The sequence below is a fragment of the Telluria sp. ZB4P37 genome (genome assembly GCF_059685855.1).
Genome location: NZ_JCASID010000001.1, coordinates 745,977 through 766,952, shown reverse-complemented (window position 1 = coordinate 766,952; position 20,976 = coordinate 745,977). Strand labels below are relative to the sequence as shown.

The following is a 20,976-nucleotide window of genomic DNA, read 5'->3' as shown; positions in this document are numbered from 1 at the left end:
CTCAGCCGCGGCAGACCAGGCCAAAACGGGTCGCCTCGCAGCCGCGTCTCATGCAGGCAGCCGCGTGGTAACCGGCGGCGCGGCACAGGCGCAGGGTTTCGGACAGCGGCCCCTCGGCCCCGCCTTGCTGCCCCTGGGGCGCTTGCGGCTCTGGCTGTTCCGGCCGCGGCGCAGGCCGCGCAGGCGCACGGGTGGCAGGCGCCTGGGTTTGCGCCAACAGGCGCTCGCGCTCCCTGGCCGCCCAGGATAAATCCGGTGCGGCGCGGGCTTTTCCAGGCGGCGCGGCGGCGATGCGGCGCTCCGGCTTCTTCTTGGGTGGCAGGGCAGCGACGCGGCGCTCGGGAGCGCGCTTCGCCCTGGGCGCGGCTGCGGCGCGCGACGGAACGACTGCCGGCGGTTCTGCCCGGGTGGGCGCGTCCGCAACCGGCGCCGCGGCCACGGCCGGTGCTTGCGCGGCAGGTGTTGCAGCCACCGGTGGCGGCGGCAGCATCCGCAGCGGCGGCGGGGTCCAGGCCGGCGCGGTTTCTGCAAGCGGCGGCGCAGCAGCCGGCACGGCTGCTGCCGTCTCCGCGGATGAATTCCCGGCCACGACCGCCAGGGTGGACTGGACCTGGGTGTCGCGGTACATCCAGGTCGCGGCGCCGGCCACGGCCACAATGGCCGCGGCGGCGACGCTCCAGCCCAGCGCCTTGCGGCCCCAGCGATCAAGCCAGGGCGCCGGCTCGTCCGGGGGCGGGATCGGCCAGTCCGGCTCGCGGCTGGAAAACGATGCGGGCCAGGGCGGGATGCCGGCGGCACGCGGCGGCGGTACCGGCTTGGCGGGCGGCTCGGGCGGCGCAGGCGCGTCCTGCCCGGCGAGATCCGGCTCGCTCGAAGTCGGCAGGATCGCACGGCTGCGCCAGACCGCGGCGCGCGCGCGCGGCTGCGGCGCCGGCCCGGGCGGCGCAGGTGGGTCGAGCGGTTCGGGCGGCGGGGCGGCCGGCCGCATGCGGCGTTCAGCCACTGTAGACGGGCCGGACTGGGTGTCGCCGATGTCTTCCAACAAACGGTTCTTCATGACGTAGGCCTGCTGTGGAACAAGCCGAGTGTAGCCCAAGGCGCGCAAACCTGGGTGCTTGCGTGCGGCGGGTGCGCCACACCGGACTGTTCCTGTGCCCGATTTCCGGATTCAGGCCTTGGCCGGGCGGTGGGTCACGACCCGGTACAGGTACCAGGCCAGCAGGGTGCCGAAGATGAGCTTCGAGACCGGATCGATATATTTCCCGATTTGCTCGTAATTACTCTCCAGCAGGAAACCACCTGCCGTCAGCACCCCGGTCCAGGCGAGCGAGCCGATGGTCGAATACAGCAGGAACTGGCCGAGGGACATGCAGGCAAGGCCGGCCGGCACCGAAATCAAGGTGCGGATGGCCGGGATCAGGCGCCCGAACAGCACCATCGAGCGGCCATGGCGGTCGAATGCGGCGATGGCCATGTCTACATCCTCGGCGGTCACCGTCATCCAGCGGGCGTGACGGTCGGCGAATTTCTTCAGGCGTTCCTTGCCATACTTCCTGGCCCCGACATACCAGGGCAAGGCGCCGGTGATCGAGCCGGCGGTGCCGGCAATCAGCACGCCGGCCAGGCTCAGGTCGCCACGGGCGACGACGAAGCCGGCGAAGGGCATGATCAGTTCCGACGGGATCGGCGGGAAGATGTTCTCCAGCGCCATCAGGGCGAACACGCCCAGGTAGCCGCTGGCTTCGAGAAATTCGGTAATGAACTGGAACATGAGGCAGGACTCCACTGACGGTGAAGAGCGCACCATACCATCTTGCCGAGAACGCTTGCGCTCGCCAGATGCCAGGCAGGCAATGGCAGAGTCGTCACGACTTCGGTACCATGGGGGAATTCGCCCCCCAAGGAACCGCAATTGCTCAAGCTTAGCCTGGACGCACTCGAGATCGTCGAAACCATCGCCCGCAAGGGTTCGTTCGCGGGGGCCGCGAAGGAATTGTTCCGGGTTCCGTCCACCATCTCATACACGGTGTCCAAGCTCGAGGACGACCTCGGCGTGCGCCTGTTCGACCGCTTCGGCCCGAAAGTCGCACTGACGCCGGCCGGCAAGGAGTTGCTCAAGGAAGGCCGCTACCTGCTGCGTGCCGCCGGCGACCTGGAGTCGCGCGTGCGCCGCGTCGCTTCCGGCTGGGAGACCGAACTGGCCATCGGGATGGATTCGATGCTGGGGCCGTCAAGCCTGCAGCCGGACATCGAAGCCTTCTACGGGGTGGCCGACCAGACCCGCCTGCGCCTGGTGCGCGAAGTGCTGTCCGGGACCTGGGACGCGCTGCTCGACCGCCGCGTCGACCTGCTGGTGGGCGCGGCCGGCGAAGGCCCGTCCGGCGGCGGCTATACCGCCGAGCCGATCGGCACCAGCCCCTTCGTGTTCGCGGTGGCGCCCTGCCACCCGCTGGCGTCGATTGACCATCCCCTCGACAAGTCCGACCTGCTGCCCTATCGCGCGGTGGCGGTATCGGATTCTGCGCGCCAGCTCGGCGTGCGCACGGTGGGCCTGCTGTTCGGGCAAGACACCCTGGCCGTGCCCGACATGGAAACCAAGTACGCCTTCCAGCTGCAGGGATTGGGCTTCGGCTTCCTGCCCGAGGCCTGGGCGCGCCCGGCCATCGAAGCCGGGCAGCTGGTGGAAAAAGCCGTGGTTGAACCCAAGCCCGACGAAACCTTCTACCTGGCCTGGCGCAGCGGCGAGGACGGCGCGGCGCTCACCTGGTGGCTGCGGCGCATGCGCGAGGACTCGCCCTTCGCGCGCATGATCGCGCGGCCCTGCGTGCAGGCGCCCGGCTGACCGCCGGTCCGGCTTCAAGCAGGCCGGGCAAAATACACGAAGGTGCTTTTCGGGTAGACGTGCCGGTACAACGGCCGCGCCAGGGTCTTGAGGGCGGACTTCGGATCCATCCAGCCGGAGCTGCTGTTATAGAGCTTGCGCAGCGAGGGCCGCAGCGGCGCGAGCCCTGCTTCCCGTCCCATTGCCACCAGCGAATCGTAGGTGAACGCATTGATATGCTCGAACGGCGCGATCGGCATGATGTCGTCCTTGCCCAGGGAGGCAAAGGACCTTGCGCCCAGCAGCTTGCGGATCGCCTTGCCGGCATCCGGCACGCTGATCTTGACCAGCCCGCCGGGGCGCAGCGCGGCGGCCAATTGTTTGAGCACCGTGCCCGGCTCGAGCAGGTGCTCGAATACCTGTTCGGTATTGATGAAGTGGAATCCGCGCTCCGGCAGCGCATCGCTATCGACGATGCGGATGCCGACCGATTTCGCATACGCGATCCGCACCCGCGACAGCTCGGCGCCGTAGACGTCGAGCCCGTAGGCACCGGCCATCTTCGACCACTCGGCCCAGCCGAAGCCGAAGTCCAGCGCCGTGATCTCGCTGGGACGCAGGCCGAAATGCCCCAGCACGAATTCCACCTGCCCGGCCAGGTAGCGGTAGTCGCCAAGGTCAAAGCGCGAAGCCACTGCGGCCCGCTCGGTATCGGGCAGCCAGCGGTCGTAGATTTCTTCGAGAAGCCCTGATGACGGCACCTCGGCCTGGTAGACCAGGCTGCAATGTTCGCACCGGGCCAGCTGGTAGTCGTAGCCGGCAAAAAGGCGTTCGACCCGGCCCTCGTAATGCTCCTGCATATAGCGGGTGATGCCGGGACTGTCCAGCGGCTCGCTGTAGAGCAGCTTGCCGGCATCGCGATGGCAACCGGGACAGCGGTCACGCTTGACGAGGATCGGTTGTGTCGAGTCTGGCATGCCGCTCTCCTCTGGCTCGTGAGTAGATGGGTCCTTGCCCGGGACTGTGACGATAGTAGTCCAAACAGCCCGGCCATGCCAGTTCGGGAGGAGCGCGGCGGGCGCGCCCCTCCCTGCCCGCCTTTATTGCGGCAGGTCGAATACCAGGATTTCCGCTTGCGTGGCCGCGGCCAGCTGCACGGCGTCCTCCCTGGTGACTTTCAGCGCATCGCCGCCGGAGAGCTGCACGCCGTTGACGGTGGCGCTGCCGCGGATCACGTGCACATAGGCCTGGCGCCCGGCCGCCAACGGGTGCTCGAGCGCATCCGTGCCGTCGATGATGGTGGCGTAGATCGACGCATCCTGGCGCATCGACACCGAGCCTTCGCGCCCATCGTTCGAGGCGATCAGGCGCAGCCGGCCCTGCTTGGAGGCGGCGTCGAAATGCTTTTCCTCGTAGCCCGGCGCCTCATTCACGGTGTTCGGCTCGATCCAGATCTGCAGGAAATGCACGCCCTCGTCCTTCGAGTGATTGAACTCGCTGTGCACCACGCCGCTGCCCGCACTCATGCGTTGCACGTCGCCGTAGCGCAGCACCGAGCCGTTCCCCATGCTGTCCTTGTGCTCCAGCGCGCCATCGAGCACGTAGGAAATGATTTCCATGTTGCGGTGGCCGTGCGACTCGAAGCCCCGGCCCGGCGCCACGTGGTCTTCATTGATTACCCGCAACGGCCCGAACCCCATGTGCTTCGGATCCTGGTAATGGCCAAACGAGAAGGTGTGTTGGGATTTCAGCCAGCCGAAGCTGGCGGCGCCGCGCTCATTGCTTTTACGAACGTTCAACATGGTGTGCTCCTTGGTATGGGGTGGACCATCGAACCCTTCGATCATCGCGGGACTGTCCTGCCTGTTGCCGCCCGCTGCCGGTTGTTCGATGCGATGGAATCATTATGCGCGCCGCGCTCCGGCTTGAAAAACGGATAATTTGCGGGGCTTTGATCGAAATTTTCGAACGTCTGGAGCGCGACGGTGGGAGGAGAATGCGGCGGCTTGCATGGATATTCGAGGTAAAGCGGGCACCGTTGTCATCCCGTAGGGTGGGCAAGGTGATTCAGGCCATTGGCCTGAATCACCTTGCCCACGCTACGAGTCTCAGGCCAGTCCGGCAGCCCGGGCGTTCGCCAGCGTATTACTGCGCTCTACCTGCTGCCGGAAAAAGAACAACCCCACCAGCATCAGCGCAATCGGCACCAGCGTCAGATAGAACGCGAACTGCCCGTCGTAGCGCCCGAACACATACCCGGTCACCATCGAGCCGGTGGTGCCGCCCAGCGCCGAGAAGATCACCAGGAGGCCCGTCATCGGCGCATGCTGGTGCTTCGGCAGGGAACTGAGCATCACCGAATTGATGCCCGGGTAGATCGGCGCCATGAACAGGCCGATCAGCGGGAAGACGAAGGCCGCCAGCGGCGCCGTGGCCCAGCCGACGTTGGGGTCATGCGCGATGTTCTGGGAGAGCGGCAGCGCCATCATCACGGTCGCGCCCATGGCGATCACGCAGAAGACCATCACCGGGAACCAGTTCAGGCGACGCATGATCACGCCGGCCGAGAGCCGGCCCACGGCCAGGCACAGGGCGAAGATGCTGGTCACCTGCACGCTCATCGCCGCCGGCAGTTTCAGGATCTCGTTGTTGAAGGTCGGCAGCCAGGTGCCGACCGCCTGCTCCACCAGAACGTAGAGGAAGGCCGTCATCACGAACACGCAGACCAGCGGGCGCAGGAACAGGCGCAGCATGTCGAGGAAGTCCGCCATCGGCCCGCGGCTGGCGGCGGGAATCGCCTCGCTCTCGTCGAAGCGCGTGAACAGCACCAGCACGAAAGTCAGCGCGCACAGGCCGGACAGGAACCAGTAGACGTTCAGCCAGCTGGTCGATGCCGGGTTATCCGAGTCGATGAAGGCGCCGAAGATCCAGTAGGCGCTCAGCACGCCGACCATGAAGAAGCCCTCCAGCATGTTCATGATGCCCGCATGCTGCTTGCGGTCCTGCGCGACCAGGCCGACGGTCGAATACACCGACACCTTGACCAGGGCGAAGGCCACGCCCACGCACAGGAACAGCAGCTTGGCCGTGGCGAAGGCAGGCACGAGCGGCATCGCCAGCGTGGCGCAGGCGACGATCGCCAGCGCGATCAGCATTGCGCGCTTGTAGCCGATACGCTGCATATTTGAAGCGACCACGAAGGACACGATCGCGATCGGCAGGTCCTTGAAGCCCTCGAGCATGCTGGCCGAAGCCTTGTCGACCCCGTAGTTGCTGATCACCTGCAGGATTACCGTGCCTACGCTGTTGAGCAGGATGGCGAACACGAAGTAGATGAGGAAGAGCGCCAGCAGTATCGGGCGCTGGCTGGTTTTATTATTCACGCTGTCTCCTGAATGCTTGTAATTATGCGTGGATTAACTACGGAATGTTAATAATCACTGAGACGGAACTGCGCCATCGAGGCGATCACGCGGTCGGCCCGCGTCAGCACTTCGGGGCTGCCGACGCCCACCGCGAACATGCCGGCATCCTTGATCGAGGCCACCCCCGCCACCGCGTCTTCCACGCCGAGGCAGTCCCCGGGCGCCACGCCGAGCTGGCGCGCCGCCGTCAGGAAGATCTCGGGATGCGGCTTGCTGTTGGCGATCAGCGCCGCGTCGACCACTTCGTCGAAACGGTCGCGGATACCCAGCTTGTCCAGCACCGTGAACGCGTTCTTGCTGACCGAGGCCAGGCCGATCCCCAGCCGGGCGGCGCGCACTTCTTCCAGCGCGTCCAGCACGCCCGGCAGCACGTCGCCCGGCGTCATGGTGGCGATCAGCTCCACGTAATGGCGGTTCTTGGCGTCGGCCAGCGCCAGCTTTTCTTCGTGCGAACAGCTGCGCGTGCCCTGGGCCAGGATCAGCTCGAGTGAACCCATGCGGTCGACGCCCTTCAGGTGCTCGTTGAAGGCCTCGTCGAAGGGCAAGCCTTCGGATTCGGCCAGGCGCTTCCAGGCGAGGTAGTGGTAGCGGGCGGTGTCGGTGATGACGCCGTCGAGGTCGAAGATGACTGCTTTGTATCGGTTCATTGTGACTCCATGCGCTTGAAGGGTTCTGCCTGCGACAGCGCGACGGGAGCGCCGTGATGGGTGAAAGCGAGCGTCCCGCCGCGCACCAGGCGATAGCCGGTGCCACGGGCGTCCACCGACACTTCAAGCAGGCCGCCATGCACGTGCACGCGGAAGGCGTAGCGCTGCCATTTGGCCGGCAGGGTCGGCGCGAAGCGCAATCCTTCCTCCGTCAAGCGCATGCCGGCAAAGCCGTAGGCCACGCCCAGCCAGGTGCCGGCCATGGCCGCCGTGTGCACGCCGTACTGGGTGTTGGCGTGCGTGTTGTCCAGGTCGAGACGCGCGGTCTCCATGAAGTATTGGTAGGCCTTGTCGGCATAGCCCACTTCCGCCGCGATGATGCTGAAGATGCAGGACGACAGCGAAGAGTCGTGGGTGGTCACCTTCTCGTAGAAATCGAAGTCGCGGCGCTTGTCGTCGATCTGGAATTCGTCCGACAGCAGCAACAGCGCCAGCACCACGTCGGCCTGCTTGCAGACCTGGTGGCGGTAGATCACCAGCGGGTGGTAATGCAGCAGCAGCGGATAGTTCTCGGCCGGAGTGTTCGCAAAGTCCCAGGGCTTCTTGGAGAGGAAGCTGTCGTCCTGCTCGTGGATGCCCAATGCGTCGTCGTAAGGCAGGCGCATGTCGGCGCAGGCAGCGCGCCAGGCCGCGATCTCGGCGTCGTCCAGGCCGATGGCGGTCGCGACCCGCTTCCACTCAATCGGACGCTCGGCGCGCAGGCGGTCCGCGATATCCGCAGCAAACGCCATGTGCATGCGGGCCATCGCATTGGTGTAGTAATTGTTGTTCACCACCGCCGTGTACTCGTCGGGGCCGGTGACCGCATTGATGCAGAAGCGTCCTTCGCGGTCGTAGCTGCCGATGCCCGTCCAGATGCGCGCGGTCTCGAGCAGGATTTCGGCGCCGTATTGGGCGATGAAGTCGAAGTCGCCGGTCGCCAGCAGATACAGGCGGATCGAATAGGCCACGTCGGCATTGATGTGGTACTGGGCGGTACCGGCCGGGTAATAGGCCGAGCATTCTTCGCCCGCGATCGTGCGCCACGGGTAGAGCGCGCCGCGCGTGTGCGACATCTGGCGGGCCCGCTCGCGCGCCTTCGGCAGGCCGGCGTAGCGGTATTGCAGCAGCGCGCGCGCGATCTCGGGCTTCGAAAACAAAAAGAACGGGAACACGTAGATCTCGGTGTCCCAGAAATAGTGGCCTTCATAGCCTTCGCCGGTCACCCCCTTGGCCGCGATATTGGTCTTGCCGTCGCGCCCGACCGATTGCAGCAGGTGGTACTGGTTGTAGCGCACGCCCTGCTGCAGGGCGTCATCGCCCGCGATTTCGACGTCGGCCTGGGCCCAGAAGTCGGCCAGGTAGGCTTGCTGCTCGAAGACCAGTGCGGCAAAGCCGTCCTGCACCGCTGTTTCCAGTTCCCTGCGCACCAGGGGAGCCACCTCTTCCCGCGCCACGTCGCGCGAGCTGACGTAGGCGATGTATCTGTGGACGGCGAGCGTCTCGCCCTGGGCCAGGCTCGCCTCGAAAGCGCGGCCATCAAGGCAGTCCGAGGCGGTGATGGCGGCCACGCCGGAAGCGGCGCAGGCAATGCCGGTCCCGAGCAGGAAGCCGCTGTTGCGGGTGCGCTGGGTAAGGATCAGGCCGGGGCCGGTAGTCTCGCGCCCGTCGTCGAGCAGCGCCGGGCCGGTGATGGCCGAGCCGACGCGCGGGTCGTCGCCGGCCTGCATGTTGGTAACGGCGCTGTCGATGGTCGCCTCGATGCGCAGCGCGCCGGCGAAGTTGAGCGCCGTCACGCGGTATTCGATTGCGGCCACGTGCTTGCGGCCAAAGCACACCAGGCGGCGGCTCTCGACGCGCAGGCGCTTGCCGCCATCGAGCTCCCATTCGACCGTGCGCACCAGGACACCCTGGCGGAAGTCCAGGCTGCGCTCGTACGAGACGATGCGGCTGGCGCCCAGGTCCACGCGCCGGCCGTCCACGCTGATCGCGATGCATTTCGCATTCGGCACGTTGAGCATGAACTCGTTGATGCGCGCCAGCCCGTAGGCGTTCTCGGGATAGTGGATCGCTTCGGTTTCGTGGAAGCCGTTCAGGTAGGTGCCTTCCAGCGTGCTGCCAGGCTGGCCCGCCATGTCCTCATGCGTGCCGCGCATCCCGATATAGCCGTTCCCGAGCGCGAACAGCGTCTCATGATGAAACGCCCGCACCGGGTCAACACCGCACTCGCGAATACACCAGGGATCGGGGTTAAGCGCGTTAACACCGATGTTATCGATAACATTTTCCACTTCAGTTTCCTCGTCTCGGCCGCATGCGACTGGCAGCGGCATGGCTGTAACAGGTCAAGCGTGAATAGTCAGGTATGCCGGACGATCAGCGTCGTCGGCAGCATCTCGGATTGCACTTGCTGGCCTTCGATCATGCCCAGCATTTTTTTCGCGAGCAGCACGCCGCCGTCGCGCAGGTACTGGTGCACGCTGGTCAGGGGCGGCACGAAACTGGCGGCGCCGGGCGTATCGTCATAACCGATGACCGAAATATCGTCCGGCACGCGCAGGCTCGCTTCGGTCAGGGCGCGGATCGCACCCATCGCCAGCAGGTCGCTGGCGGCGAACAGGCCGTCGCATGCCAGGCCGGGCTTCTTCCTCAAGAGTGTCGAGACGCATTCGAAGCCGGCTTCGAAGGTAAAGGCCTTGGGGCGCAGGATATGGACGGTGGCGCGTCCGGCCAGGGCGTCGATGAAACCGGCGCAACGCTCCTGCACCTCGGCGTGGTCGACGTCGCCCAGGAAGATGAGTTTGCGCCTGCCCTGCTCCAGGAAACGCTCGCCCGCGCTGGCGCCGCCCTTGCGGTTGTTACTGCCGACCACGACGTAGTCGCTGCCGGCCTGGGGCGCGCCCCAGACCACCAGCGGCAAATTGGTTTGCTGCAGCGCCTTGACCGCTTCGCCGTGCGAGCCCTGCCCCAGCAGGATCAAACCGTCGGCGCCCTGCACCGGCGCCGTGTCGAGCAGCTGCTTCGAGGTCAGCACCACGCTGTAGCCGGCCGTGGTCAGTTCCTGGGTGATTCCGCCCAGCAGCTCAAGCGGATACGGATCCGACATCGGGCGGCCCTTCACCGGGGTCATCTCGACGACCACCGCCACCGAATACGAGCGCCGCATGCGCAGGTTGCGCGCGCTGATGTTCAGGCGGTAGCCCTGCTCGGATGCCAGCTGGCGGATCTTTTCGCGCGTCTTTTCGGTCACCAGCGGGCTGTCGCGCAGCGCGCGCGAAACCGTGATGGTGGAGACGCCGGCCAGCTTGGCCAGGTCTTCCATCGTCGGTCCCGGATCGCCGGGCGTCTTGCCGTGTTTTGCTTGTGCCATCTGAAATGGTGACTGAATGCTCACGAATGATTTGTTGCCGCTGAACAGTAAGCATTATGACAGGTTTTGATGCGCTGTCGATACCAAATGACATCGATAACAATATTATTGACATCGATAACATTCGATGATTCAATGACAGCACTTTCCTTATTGAACATTTTCAGTAAGGCAGCCGGGGAGGAGACGCCCCGCCGGTAGCCGTATTTGACAACAACGAGAGCCTACTCACATGAACCAGTCCAAGCAGTTCCCCCAGCTGTCCGCCATTGCCCTCGCGGTGCTTGCCCTGTCCGTCCACTGCCAGGCAGCCGCGCAGGAAGCCAATGCCGCCCCCAGCACGCCGAACGCCGTGCAGCGGGAGATCCAGCAGGTCGTCGTCACCGGCACCGCGTCCGCCAGCGGCACGCGCAAGATCGACGCCGCCTTCAGCATCACCACCGCCAGCGAAGAGCAGCTCAAGATGGCTGCGCCGATTTCCACCGCCGATATCATGAAACTGGTGCCGGGCGCCTATGCCGAGCCGACTGGCGGCCAGTCGGGCGCCAACATCCAGGTGCGCGGCTTCCCGTCGGGCAGCGACTCGCCGTTCGTCTCGGTGCAAATGAACGGCAACCCGATCTACCCGGTGCCGGTGCTGTCCTTCTTCGAAGGCTCGTCCTCCTTCCGCCTGGATGACACCATCGAACGCGTCGAAGTGCTGCGCGGCGGACCGAGCACGATCTTCTCTAGTGGCCAGCCCGGCGCCACCATGAACTTCATCCTGAAAAAGGGTACCGACATGCCGGAAGGCAGCATGCGCTTCACCGCCGGCACCGGCAACCTGCGCCGCATCGACGGTGTCTACAGCGGCAAGATCGCCGAAGGCTGGTACGGCATGATCGGCGGTTTCTACCGCGTGACCGACGGCGTGCGCAAGTCGGGCTTCCCGGCCGACGACGGCGGCCAGCTGTCGGCATCGCTGACCCGCAAACTGGACCAGGGCGAACTGACCTTCTACGCCCGTACCACCGACGACAAGAATGCCTTCTACACCGGCGTGCCGCTGATCTCTTCGGACCAGGGCCGCTCGATCAGGGCCTTCCCGGGCTTCGATCCGCTCACCGGCACCCTGATGAGCAACGAACTGCGCAACTTCACCGTCGAAGCCGCGCCGGGCCGCACGCTGAACTATGACCTGGGCGACGGCCGCGGCCTGAAATCGACCGTGTTCGGCATGGACTTCCAGCAGAATCTGAATGGCTGGCAGGTCTCGAACAAGATGAACTACTTCAATGGCGACCTGAATACCATCGCCATGTTCACCGGTAACAACCCGCTGAGCGCGGCGGACTACCTGCAGGCGGCGATCAGTTCCGCCAACGGCAATGCCGCCACCGTGGCCGCAGCCGGTGGCCGCCGCGCCACCACCGGCGCCATGACCTTCGTTAAGGGCGGCGCCGTGAACCCGAACCAGCAAGTGGTGCAGGCCGGCCTGTGGGCGGTGGAGAAGAAGCTCAAGTCCTTCACCGACGAATTCCGCGTCAGTCGCGACATCGGTGCCCACACCGTGACGGCCGGCGCCTACGTGGCGAACTATTCGTCGCGCGACGTCTGGTTCCTGGGTAACAGCCACCTGATGAGCGCGACGCCGCAGGCGAGCCTGATCAACGTGCGCCTCGATAACGGCGTCGTGGTGGCCAACAACGGCAAGGACGGCAACATCTTCTATGCGCCGGTCGCGTCCTACGACGGCGACAACACCGCCCTGTACCTGGCCGACGAATGGCGCATCAACGACCGCATCAAGCTGGACGCCGGCGTGCGCCGCGAGAAGCAGCGCCTGAACGCCTCGGTCTCGAACCTCGGCTCGGTCGACCCGGACAACAACCCGCTGACCGTCTACAACAATGGCACCTCAAGCCCGACCGGCAGCTTCACCGGCTTGGCTCGCGAAGACTCGGTGAACTCGTTCACCCTGGGCGGCCTGTACAAGCTCTCAAAAGATGCGAGCGTGTTCGTGCGCGCCAACCAGGGCCACACCTTCATCTACTTCGACGACATGCGCAATGCCGGCAGCCAGGCGGTGCTCGATGACCGCACCCGCGTGCCGACGCCGAAAGTGAAGCAGTTCGAAGTGGGCTTCAAGACCGCTACGCCGCTGTACAGCGCCTACGTGAACGCCTTCTTCACCGACTTCACCGGCATCTCGTTCCAGCAGATCACCACCACCGGCGTGCTGTACTCGGTGAGCGGCTCGGAAGGCAAAGGCGTCGAGTTCGAACTGGCCCTGCGTCCGCTGGACGGCCTGCAGCTGCAGCTGACCGGCAACTGGCAGGACTCCGAGTACAAGGACAATCCTTCGATCGCCGGCAACACCGTGCAGCGCCAGCCGAAGTTCCAGTACCGCTTCTCGCCGAGCTACCGCCTGCCGATCGGCGACCAGGCCCTGCGCGTGTATGGTACTTATTCGCGCATCGGCAGCCGCTGGGCCGACCAGGCCAACCAGCAGTTCCTGCCTGCGTATGAAACCCTGGACCTGGGCGTGCTGGCCGAACTGTCGGACAAGCTCGAGCTGCGCGTTTCCGCGACCAACGTCACCAACGAGCTGGGCCTGACCGAGGGTAACTCGCGCCTGACCGGCGGCAATGGCACTGGTCCGATCAATGCGCGTCCGCTGTTCGGGCGTGCGGTGGAGGCGTCGCTGACTTACCGCTTCTGATGTAGCAAGCGGCCAGCCGCTTTATTGTTCTCCCCTTTATGGCGGGACTTCGGTCCCGCCTTTTTTATTGGCGCTGTGCCCCTCAGGTGGGGAAGTCAGCGCTCCTTATTTGCGGCGCTTCGACCGAACCCGCGCCGCCATTGCCGCCAGCGCACCGGCGCCGAACACCAGCCAGGACGCCGGTTCCGGCACGTCCGCAGGCGCGCCCTGCTTCATCAAGCCCTGCGTGCCATAGCAGTCCAGCCACATGCCGCATGGTCCCTGGTCGCTGCGCGCGGCCAGCAGGGTGAAGGTGCGCCCTTCGCTGGCCAGGTGAAAGTCGGACTCGCCATTGTTGGCGCGGATTTCGCCGCCCAGGAAGCCGCCCGGCAGAAAGTCCAGCGACAGCCAGATCCGGTCCTCGAACATCTTCGGCGGGCTGCCGGCCCGGTAGTCGATGACGTTGCGGCTGCCCCCCGCGCCTTCCACCGAATAGCGTAGCGACAGCAGGCTGGTTTGCGGATCGATGCAGCCGGGGTCGCGGCACAAGTTGTTTATGCCCAGCATCAGCGTGCCTGCGGCGACGGCGGCGTCCGAGAAAACCAGTTCCAGGCGTATGTCCGACAGCATGTTCGGGCTGCCCTGGGTCTCATGCCAGCTGTACATGACGTCGGCTTGCGCCGCGTGCGCGGAGAACGCACAAGCCAGGATGGCGAAGAGGTGTTTTACGGTCACAATATGCTCCGGAAGCTTCGATGAATTTAATGAAAGCAATATTCACGCCTTGTCGAGCTGGTTTTCATAACTTCTTGATTTTGCACGGGTTTTGTTGTGATTAAATTAACAACAGGCGGGGATTGTTAAATTTATCGACACTATCCGCCACCATTAAGTGCCAGATGGAAACGGCCGCAAGCGCGGCCATGCCGATATAATCGGCCTGTTGTGCAACCACTAGCGAAAGATGTCGATGAAAGCACTGCCCCTGTTTATTCCCCTGCTCTTCCTTTCCGGCGCCGCGCTGGCGGACGATGCGGCCATCCTGAAGTGCCGCGCCCTGGGCGAGGCCGGCGCGCGCCTGGCTTGCTATGACGCGATCGAACTCGGCGCCCGTCCCGCCGCCGCGGCCGCGACCGCCGCCGCACCTGCGCGCAGCAGGGAAGCCGACTTCGGCATGGAAGCGGTCAAGCGGCGCGAAGCCGAGCCGGCGTCGGTCACGAGCACCGTGGTGGGCGACTTCGAAGGCTGGGGCCCGGGTTCGCAGATCCGCCTCGCCAACGGCCAGGTCTGGCGCATCGCCGATGGCAGCGAAGCGATCCTGCCGCGCAAGCGCGACGCCCGGGTGACGATCGAGCGTAACGTGTTCGGCACGCTGTTCCTGAAGGTGGACGGCTCTAACAGTTCGGCGAAGGTGCGCCGGGTCCAGTAAGGGCGCGCCGCATGTAGTGGGCGGCGCCCGGATAGCTGGCAAGGGGGGCGCGCGCGGCAGGACATGCCAGCGCCGCGGACCGGTAACCCGGCGCCTTCCAGAAGCCAGCCGTGCCTTGTACCGAGACCAGTGCCGAGGACGTGAATCCGCGCCCGTGCGCCTGCGCCAGCAGGTGCGTCACCAGCCTGAGCGCCACGCCGCGGCCATGTGCGGTGCTAGCACGGCGCCTTGCCCGGCCCGTCGTTCGTCTCACTGCGGTCGTCGTTCGTCGCCGCGCGCTTTCGCCTCCGGGCCAGACTTCCTACACTGGTCACGTTGCTTTATATTGACGGGCTCGGAGGACACATGTTTCGCAAGATGATCGACTGGTACGCAGGCCTGGAACGCTGGCAGATCGCCGCGCTCGCACACCCCGACCGCGCTGCGCACGGCGGCTCGCGCTACCGCAGCTATTTCGCCAGGCATCTGGCCGGCATGAGCGCGGTCGACCGCCTGCAGCTGTGCGAGTTCTGCATCGCCTACCAGGGAAGGCGCGGCTGGCTGGCGGTCGCCAAGCTGCTGGCCTTGTTTACCTTCCTGGGCGTGATGCTGCACCTGGGCACCGGCAAGGGCAAGCTGCTGACCAACCTGGCGATCGCCAACCTGTTGGGCATGTCGGTCGTGTTCGCCGCCATCGGGGTCTGGTTCGATTCGCGGGGCAAGACGCAAAGCCGGGGCAAGCGCATCTTCCGGCAGCTGCTCGGTGCACTGACCGGCGCCGCGCTGGCTTACGGCGTGCTGCGGCTGACCGGCGCTCCACCCATGCCCGACATCGGGCCGCGCCTGACGAAGGTCGTAGCGGGCAGCATCCTTGGCGCCGCCATCGTCGGCCTGCCGATGCTCGTCCTTGGCGCCCTGCGGCGGCGCCACAACGAACTCTTGACCACCCAGCTTCAGCGCGATGCCGAGCGCGAGCGGCTGGCGCGCGAGCTGAGCGAATCGCAGCTGCGCATGCTGCGCGCCCAGATCGAGCCGCACTTCCTGTTCAACACCCTTGGCGCCGTGCAGCAGTTGGCGGCCGACGGGGCGCCGCGCGCCGCGGCTTTGACGGCCGACCTGATTGCATTTCTGCGCGCCAGCTTCAGCGACATGCGCTGCGAGCAGGTCAGCCTGACCAAGGAATTTGCGACCACCGAATCCTACCTGCGCGTGATGCAGGCCCGGATGGGAGCGCGGCTGCGTTTCGAGGTCTCGCTGCCTGCCGCGCTGGCTGGGGTGGAAGTGCCCAGCATGATCGTGCTGACCCTGGTCGAGAACGCGATCAAGCACGGCATCGAACCGTCGCTGCGCGGCGGCGAGATCCGCGTCGTCGCCGAAGGCGACGGGGACGGCGGTGTCGCGGTCCGGGTGCATGACAGCGGGGTCGGCATGGGCGCCACGCCGGGCAGCGGGGCTGGCCTCGACAACGTGCGCAGCCGCCTGCAACTGGCCTACGGCAGCGCGGCGCGCTTGCAGCTGCGCGACGCCGACCCGGGCCTGGTGGCCGAACTGCGTATCCCGGTGCCGGTGAAGGAGGCGGCATGACCCGCATCCTGATCGCCGAAGACGAACCCCTGATGCGCGAGCGCCTCGCAGGCCTGCTGGCGCAGCACTGGCCCGGTGCACAAGTCCTCATGCAGGCCGAGAACGGCAACGACGCCTGGGACGGCTTCCTGGAGCACGAGCCCGAGGTGGTCTTCCTTGACATCCGCATGCCCGGCCTGTCGGGCCTGGAGGTGGCCGAGCGCATAGGCGACAACGCCCACGTGGTGTTCGTCACGGCCTACGACCAGTATGCCGTCGACGCGTTCGACGCCGGTGCGGTCGACTACCTGCTCAAGCCGGTGCAGGCCGACCGCATGGAACGGGCAGTAAGCCGCATCCGCGCGAAACTGAGCAAGCCGCCCGCCGACCTGGGCGACCTGCTGCGCCACCTGAAGACCGCCCTGTCCGGCGCCCCGCCTGAAAAGATGAAGTGGATCAAGGCGACCGTGGGCCGACAGATCCGGCTGATCGATGTCGACGAGGTGCTGTTCTTCCAGTCCGACACCAAGTACACCCGGGTGGTGCTGCTTGACTCCGAAGCGCTGGTGCGGGTGCCGCTGAAAGACCTGCTCGGCGGGCTCGATCGCGACCGCTTCTGGCAGATCCACCGCGGCACCCTGGTCAACGTCGGCGCCATCGCCGCGGTCGAGAAGCTCGACGCCGAGCGCATGCAGGTACTGCTGCGCGGATGCAGCGAAAAGCTGCCGGTGAGCCGCACCTTCACCCACCTGTTCCGCGACTAGGCGCCAGCCCCCATGAACACCAGCTTCCGCCAGGCCTGCAGGGCCGACATTCCCGCCATGTCGGCCATCCGACTGTCCGTCACCGAAAACGTGCTGCGCGACCCCGGACGGGTGACGCCGGCCATGTACGAGGATTACCTCGAGTCCGCAGGGCGGGGATGGGTGGCCGAGATTGACAGCAAGGTGGTCGCGTTTTCCTATGCGGACCGCAACGATGCCTCGATCTGGGCCCTGTTCGTCGCTCCCGGCCACGAGGGCCAGGGCTTGGCAAGGCGCCTGCTGGCCATGGCGGCCGCCTGGCTGTTCGCGCTGGGCCATCGCCAGGTGCGCCTGAGCACGGGCGCAGGCACCCGCGCGGACCGCTTCTATGCGCGCCAGGGCTGGGAGCGCACCCCCCTGAACGCAGCGGAGGTGGAGTACACCCTCGCACACGGCAGCCCGGCCGCGAATCGTGCGGATCTTGACGCCACCGGCCTCATCCCCCATGCTGTTTGACTGATAACGTCTGCCCCGTCCACCAGGCTTGCACGGCGGCGCCCCAGGCATGCAGTCACCCACTGCCTTGCCCCGCGCGCGCGGGCAATAGCGCAGGCGTCCCTTGACCTCGCCATCAACAGGACGACCGCATGACCCCGAACGAGAACGCCACGCCGCCGCGCGCCCCGATCGAATACATCCTCAATGCCAGCTGCCGCGCCGGTATCGGCATCGTGGCCGCTGTCGCCACCTTCCTGGCCGAGCGCGACTGCTATATCTGCGCGCTCGAGCAGTTCGACGACGACTCCACCGAACGGTTCTTCATGCGCGCGGTGTTCCGGCGCCAGGCCGAATCCCCCGCCATCGGCGACATCCGCGAGCAATTCGGGGCCCTGGCGGCCGGGCGCCTGCAGATGGGCTGGAAAATCCACGACCCGGCCGACCCGGTCAAGACCGTGATCATGGTCTCGAAGGACGACCACTGCCTCGACGACCTGCTTTACCGCCGCCGCAACGGCGAACTGAACATGTCGGTGACGGCCGTGGTGTCGAACCACCTCGACCTGCGCCCCATGGTCGAGCGCGAAGGCATCCGCTTCATTTTCCTGCCCGTCACCAGGGAAAACAAGGCGCTGCAGGAAGCGCGCCTGCTGGAAGTGGTCGAGGAAACCGGGGCGGAGCTGGTCATCCTGGCGCGCTACATGCAGATCCTGTCGGACGAGCTGGCCAGTCGCCTGTCCGGCCGCTGTATCAATATCCACCACTCCTTTCTGCCGGGCTTCAAGGGCGCCAAGCCCTACCACCAGGCTTTCGACCGCGGGGTCAAGCTGATCGGTGCCACCGCGCACTACGTCACGCCCGACCTCGACGAAGGCCCGATCATCGAGCAGGTGCTGACCCGGGTCGACCATAACTTCAAGCCCGAGCAGCTGGTGCGGGCAGGCCGCGACAACGAATGCATGGCGCTGGCGGCGGCTGTCAAGTTCCACATCGAGCGCCGCGTGTTCGTCCACGGTAGCAAAACCATCGTGTTCCGCGGCAGCTGAGTTTTCGCTGGTTTCCAACAGAAATAATGAATTTCCATTCTGCAACGAAACATCGCTATACTTCCTGTAACGGTTGCAGGACGGCGACTGGCTTCGCATTAAATGGGCTGATGGCATGAATAGTTGCCACTAAGTTACATTGCGTGAGACTCCAACCTGCCCCTTGATGCCACAATGACCCGGCGCGCAGGACCGATCCCGGCCGCTGCCGCCGCTTTTTGTATCCCTCGCAGCCCAGCCGTACCCTTGGACAGACACATCGTGGCCCGCCCCCTCAGCCCAGACGCACTGGCAATCGACCCGCTTGACGGCGAGTTCGCCGACCGCCGCACCGAAACTGCCTATCTCGACCATCAGCAGCCGCGCACCCGCGCCCAACTGGCGTTCACCCTGCTGTTCTGCACCCTCTTTTTCCTGTGCTTCTTCGCCACCGACGTCGCGGCGCTCGGCCTGGTTCCAGACACGGCGATCTTGCTGGGAGCAAGGCTGGTGGTGGCCGTCACCGCCGGAACCTGCGCCTGGCTGGCCCTGCGCCGGCCGCTGTCGGTCAAGGCTACCCGGCTGGCGGCCAGCATTGCCGAAGCGGTCGCACTGGGCAGCTTCATGGTGATTGCCGTGCACCGGCCCGGCGAATTCCACTGGCATGCGATGTCGCTGGCGATCATGCTGCTGGTGATCTACCTGTACATCCCGAACCGGCTCGCCTATGCGCTAGGGCTGGCGGCAGCGGCGACCGCCACCTTCCTGGCGCTGACGGTGCGCTTCGCCGCGCTGAGCTTTGCCGACATGCTGACCCTCGGCATGCTGCTGGCCCTGGTCAATACCTTCGGTGCGCTGGCGGCGCGGCGCTACAGCCAGGTGGCCCGCGAACAGTTCCGCGCCCAGGTCGTGCTCCAGCACGCGGCCGAGCGCGACCACCTCACCGGCTGCTTCAACCGCCGCTACCTGCACGAACAGCTGATGGGCGCGGCCTCGCCGCTGCGCCCAGGCGAACCGCTGAGCGTGATCCTGTGCGACATCGACAGCTTCAAGCAGGTCAACGATACCCACGGCCATACGGGCGGCGATGCCGCCCTCGCCGGCTTTGCCGCCCTGCTGCAGTCGGTCGCGCGCGAAGGCATCGACAGCGTGGTGCGCTACGGCGGCGAAGAATTCCTGCTGGTGTTGCCCGGCACGGGCCGCGAGGCGGGAGTGCACCTCGCGGAATTCCTGCGCGCGCGCTTTGGCGCCACGCCCGCGGCCGGCGCCGAAGGCCAGCCGATCTACGCCACCGCGAGCTTCGGAGTCGCGTCCCTCGAGCCCGGTCCGGGCGGCGCGGGCAGGCTCGAATCCCTGATCGATGCAGCCGACAAACTGATGTACGCGGCCAAGCGCAATGGCCGCGACCGGGTGGAATCGCTGGGCCAGCAGACAGCGCTGCCGGCAGCCGCCTGAAGCAAGCCCGGATGCAGCGGTATCGCTGCGCGATACCGGGACGCCAGCAGCATGCGACTTCGCCGGCCATGCTTGCTCCGGCGGCCCGTCGGCATGATGCTGTTCGCATGCCCACCACGGAGTCCACCATGAAACGCATGCTCCTTGCCGGCCTGCTCGGCCTTGCCTGCAGCGCCGCCCAGCCGGCCGGCCAGTCCACGCCCTCGCAGGCCAGCGCCAACCTGGCGGCGACCGTCGTCGGCGGTTCGGTCCACACAGTTGCCGGTGCCGGCAGCATGGTCGTGGCCAGCGTCGGCAAAGTCGCCGACGGGGTCGACCTGGTCCTCGAGAACCTGCTTGATGGCAGCCGCGCCACCGTGCACCTGTCCGGCCACGCCGCGGGCGGCCTCTCGCTGGTGGCCGGCGCCAGCGTGGAAGTGGTCGCCGCATCCACCGGCCACGTTCTGGTCATGGCCGGCAAGGCGATCGCCTTCCTGCCCAACGAAGCGGGCAAGGCCTTGCTGCACCACGCCCGGGCGCTGTGATGAAACGCCTGTTGCCGGTGATATTGCTGGCCGCTGCCCTGCCGGCATGGGGCGGCCAGCCCTGCGAGGAAAAACCCCTCGCCCCGCACGAGGTAATCCGGTCGATGGACCTGGCCCAGCGCGCCAATGCCATGCTCGACGCCAGCGGGGCCAGGGTAGCGCTGGTCGCGCGCGCCGGCCAGGACCTGTCGCGCTACGGCTTGCGCTATTCGCACATGGGCATCGCCCTGCGCGAGCACCCGGCCGGGCGCTGGACCGTGGTGCATGCGCTGAACCACTGCGGCAGCGCCGCATCAAGCCTGTACAACGAAGGCATGGGCAACTTCTTCCTGACCGACCTGTATCGCCACGAGGCGCAGCTGGTGATCCCCGGCCCCGAACTGCAGGCCAGGCTGGTCGCACTGTTTGCCACCCGCACGCCCCTGCGGCTGCACGAACCGAAGTACAACATGCTGGCCTATGTGTACTCGACCCGCTACCAGAATTCCAACGGCTGGGTGCTGGAAAACCTCGCCGCGGCAGCCGCACCAAGCGGCCAGGTCGAGACCCGCGCCGGGGCCCAGGCCTGGCTGCGCGCCATCGGCTTCCGACCGCCCGCCATCGAGATCCCGGCCATGGTGCGCCTGGGCGCGCGCCTGCTGCGCGCCAACGTCGCCTTCGACGACCATCCCTTCGAGCGCCGCATGGCCGGCCAGATCGACACCGTCAGTACCGATGCGGTGCTGGGGATGCTGCGCACGACCGATCCGCAGGCCAGGACCGTCATCCTCGATTGAGG

General features: G+C 66.2%; 20 protein-coding genes. 10 read left to right on the top strand and 10 right to left on the bottom strand.

Annotation, left to right across the window (positions count from 1 at the left end; genetic code table 11):
* Position 1: 1 nt before the first annotated feature.
* Both AC56K1_RS03650 and AC56K1_RS03645 read right to left on the bottom strand, forming a co-directional pair.
* Positions 2-1,057 (bottom strand): hypothetical protein, encoded by a 1,056-nt coding sequence (locus AC56K1_RS03650; RefSeq protein ID WP_497156470.1) that lies wholly within the window; start codon positions 1,055-1,057, stop codon positions 2-4.
* Positions 1,058-1,168: 111 nt separating this feature from the next.
* On the bottom strand, positions 1,169-1,771 hold the full coding sequence (locus AC56K1_RS03645; protein WP_497156469.1) for a DedA family protein: 603 nt from the start codon (positions 1,769-1,771) through the stop codon (positions 1,169-1,171).
* A 141-nt stretch (positions 1,772-1,912) separates the two neighbouring features.
* On the opposite strand from AC56K1_RS03645, the gene AC56K1_RS03640 reads away from it, so the two are divergent.
* The gene (locus AC56K1_RS03640; protein WP_497156468.1) at positions 1,913-2,842 is read left to right on the top strand and encodes a LysR substrate-binding domain-containing protein; all 930 of its coding nucleotides are present in this window, start codon (positions 1,913-1,915) and stop codon (positions 2,840-2,842) included.
* Between the two features lie 14 nt (positions 2,843-2,856).
* On the opposite strand, the gene AC56K1_RS03635 is transcribed toward AC56K1_RS03640, so the two are convergent.
* The 6 genes from AC56K1_RS03635 to AC56K1_RS03610 form a co-directional block, all read right to left on the bottom strand.
* Positions 2,857-3,798, bottom strand: coding sequence for a class I SAM-dependent methyltransferase (locus tag AC56K1_RS03635; RefSeq protein WP_497156467.1), 942 nt, complete (start codon positions 3,796-3,798; stop codon positions 2,857-2,859).
* A gap of 123 nt (positions 3,799-3,921) precedes the next feature.
* Positions 3,922-4,623: a pirin family protein gene (locus AC56K1_RS03630; protein ID WP_497156466.1), complete on the bottom strand. Its 702-nt coding sequence runs from the start codon at positions 4,621-4,623 to the stop codon at positions 3,922-3,924.
* 306 nt (positions 4,624-4,929) lie between these two features.
* Positions 4,930-6,204: an MFS transporter gene (locus AC56K1_RS03625; protein WP_497156465.1), complete on the bottom strand. Its 1,275-nt coding sequence runs from the start codon at positions 6,202-6,204 to the stop codon at positions 4,930-4,932.
* A gap of 47 nt (positions 6,205-6,251) precedes the next feature.
* On the bottom strand, positions 6,252-6,893 hold the full coding sequence (gene pgmB / locus AC56K1_RS03620) for a beta-phosphoglucomutase (RefSeq protein ID WP_497156464.1): 642 nt from the start codon (positions 6,891-6,893) through the stop codon (positions 6,252-6,254).
* Entirely contained in the window at positions 6,890-9,265 is a 2,376-nt protein-coding gene (locus AC56K1_RS03615; protein ID WP_497156463.1) for a glycoside hydrolase family 65 protein, read from the bottom strand. The genes pgmB and AC56K1_RS03615 overlap by 4 nt, the downstream gene beginning before the upstream one ends.
* 26 nt (positions 9,266-9,291) lie before the next feature.
* Positions 9,292-10,302, bottom strand: a complete 1,011-nt coding sequence (locus AC56K1_RS03610; protein ID WP_497156462.1) for a LacI family DNA-binding transcriptional regulator — start codon at positions 10,300-10,302, stop codon at positions 9,292-9,294.
* A 232-nt stretch (positions 10,303-10,534) separates the two neighbouring features.
* Here AC56K1_RS03610 and AC56K1_RS03605 point away from each other — a divergent pair, with 232 nt between their 5' ends.
* Positions 10,535-13,003: a TonB-dependent receptor gene (locus AC56K1_RS03605; protein ID WP_497156461.1), complete on the top strand. Its 2,469-nt coding sequence runs from the start codon at positions 10,535-10,537 to the stop codon at positions 13,001-13,003.
* A gap of 105 nt (positions 13,004-13,108) precedes the next feature.
* On the opposite strand, the gene AC56K1_RS03600 is transcribed toward AC56K1_RS03605, so the two are convergent.
* On the bottom strand, positions 13,109-13,717 hold the full coding sequence (locus AC56K1_RS03600) for a PEP-CTERM sorting domain-containing protein (RefSeq protein ID WP_497156460.1): 609 nt from the start codon (positions 13,715-13,717) through the stop codon (positions 13,109-13,111).
* Between the two features lie 235 nt (positions 13,718-13,952).
* On the opposite strand from AC56K1_RS03600, the gene AC56K1_RS03595 reads away from it, so the two are divergent.
* The gene (locus tag AC56K1_RS03595) at positions 13,953-14,411 is read left to right on the top strand and encodes a hypothetical protein (protein WP_497156459.1); all 459 of its coding nucleotides are present in this window, start codon (positions 13,953-13,955) and stop codon (positions 14,409-14,411) included.
* Here the strand turns inward: AC56K1_RS03595 and AC56K1_RS03590 are convergent.
* Positions 14,377-14,664 carry a hypothetical protein gene (locus tag AC56K1_RS03590; protein ID WP_497156458.1) on the bottom strand — a complete coding sequence of 96 codons (288 nt, stop codon included), beginning with the start codon at positions 14,662-14,664 and terminating at the stop codon, positions 14,377-14,379. The genes AC56K1_RS03595 and AC56K1_RS03590 overlap by 35 nt on opposite strands.
* A gap of 92 nt (positions 14,665-14,756) precedes the next feature.
* On the opposite strand from AC56K1_RS03590, the gene AC56K1_RS03585 reads away from it, so the two are divergent.
* The 7 genes from AC56K1_RS03585 to AC56K1_RS03555 all read left to right on the top strand — a co-directional run bounded on the left by AC56K1_RS03585 (position 14,757) and on the right by AC56K1_RS03555 (position 20,974).
* Positions 14,757-15,974: a sensor histidine kinase gene (locus AC56K1_RS03585; protein ID WP_497156457.1), complete on the top strand. Its 1,218-nt coding sequence runs from the start codon at positions 14,757-14,759 to the stop codon at positions 15,972-15,974.
* On the top strand, positions 15,971-16,717 hold the full coding sequence (locus tag AC56K1_RS03580; protein ID WP_497156456.1) for a LytR/AlgR family response regulator transcription factor: 747 nt from the start codon (positions 15,971-15,973) through the stop codon (positions 16,715-16,717). The genes AC56K1_RS03585 and AC56K1_RS03580 overlap by 4 nt, the downstream gene beginning before the upstream one ends.
* 12 nt (positions 16,718-16,729) lie before the next feature.
* Entirely contained in the window at positions 16,730-17,212 is a 483-nt protein-coding gene (locus AC56K1_RS03575) for a GNAT family N-acetyltransferase (RefSeq protein WP_497156455.1), read from the top strand.
* A gap of 131 nt (positions 17,213-17,343) precedes the next feature.
* Complete coding sequence (purU, locus tag AC56K1_RS03570) at positions 17,344-18,240, top strand: formyltetrahydrofolate deformylase (RefSeq protein ID WP_497156454.1); 897 nt, start codon at positions 17,344-17,346, stop codon at positions 18,238-18,240.
* 261 nt (positions 18,241-18,501) lie between these two features.
* Positions 18,502-19,674, top strand: coding sequence for a GGDEF domain-containing protein (locus AC56K1_RS03565; protein WP_497156453.1), 1,173 nt, complete (start codon positions 18,502-18,504; stop codon positions 19,672-19,674).
* 128 nt (positions 19,675-19,802) lie between these two features.
* Positions 19,803-20,198, top strand: a complete 396-nt coding sequence (locus AC56K1_RS03560) for a hypothetical protein (RefSeq protein WP_497156452.1) — start codon at positions 19,803-19,805, stop codon at positions 20,196-20,198.
* Complete coding sequence (locus AC56K1_RS03555; RefSeq protein WP_497156451.1) at positions 20,198-20,974, top strand: DUF2145 domain-containing protein; 777 nt, start codon at positions 20,198-20,200, stop codon at positions 20,972-20,974. Before AC56K1_RS03560 ends, AC56K1_RS03555 begins: the two co-directional genes overlap by 1 nt.
* Positions 20,975-20,976: the final 2 nt, after the last annotated feature.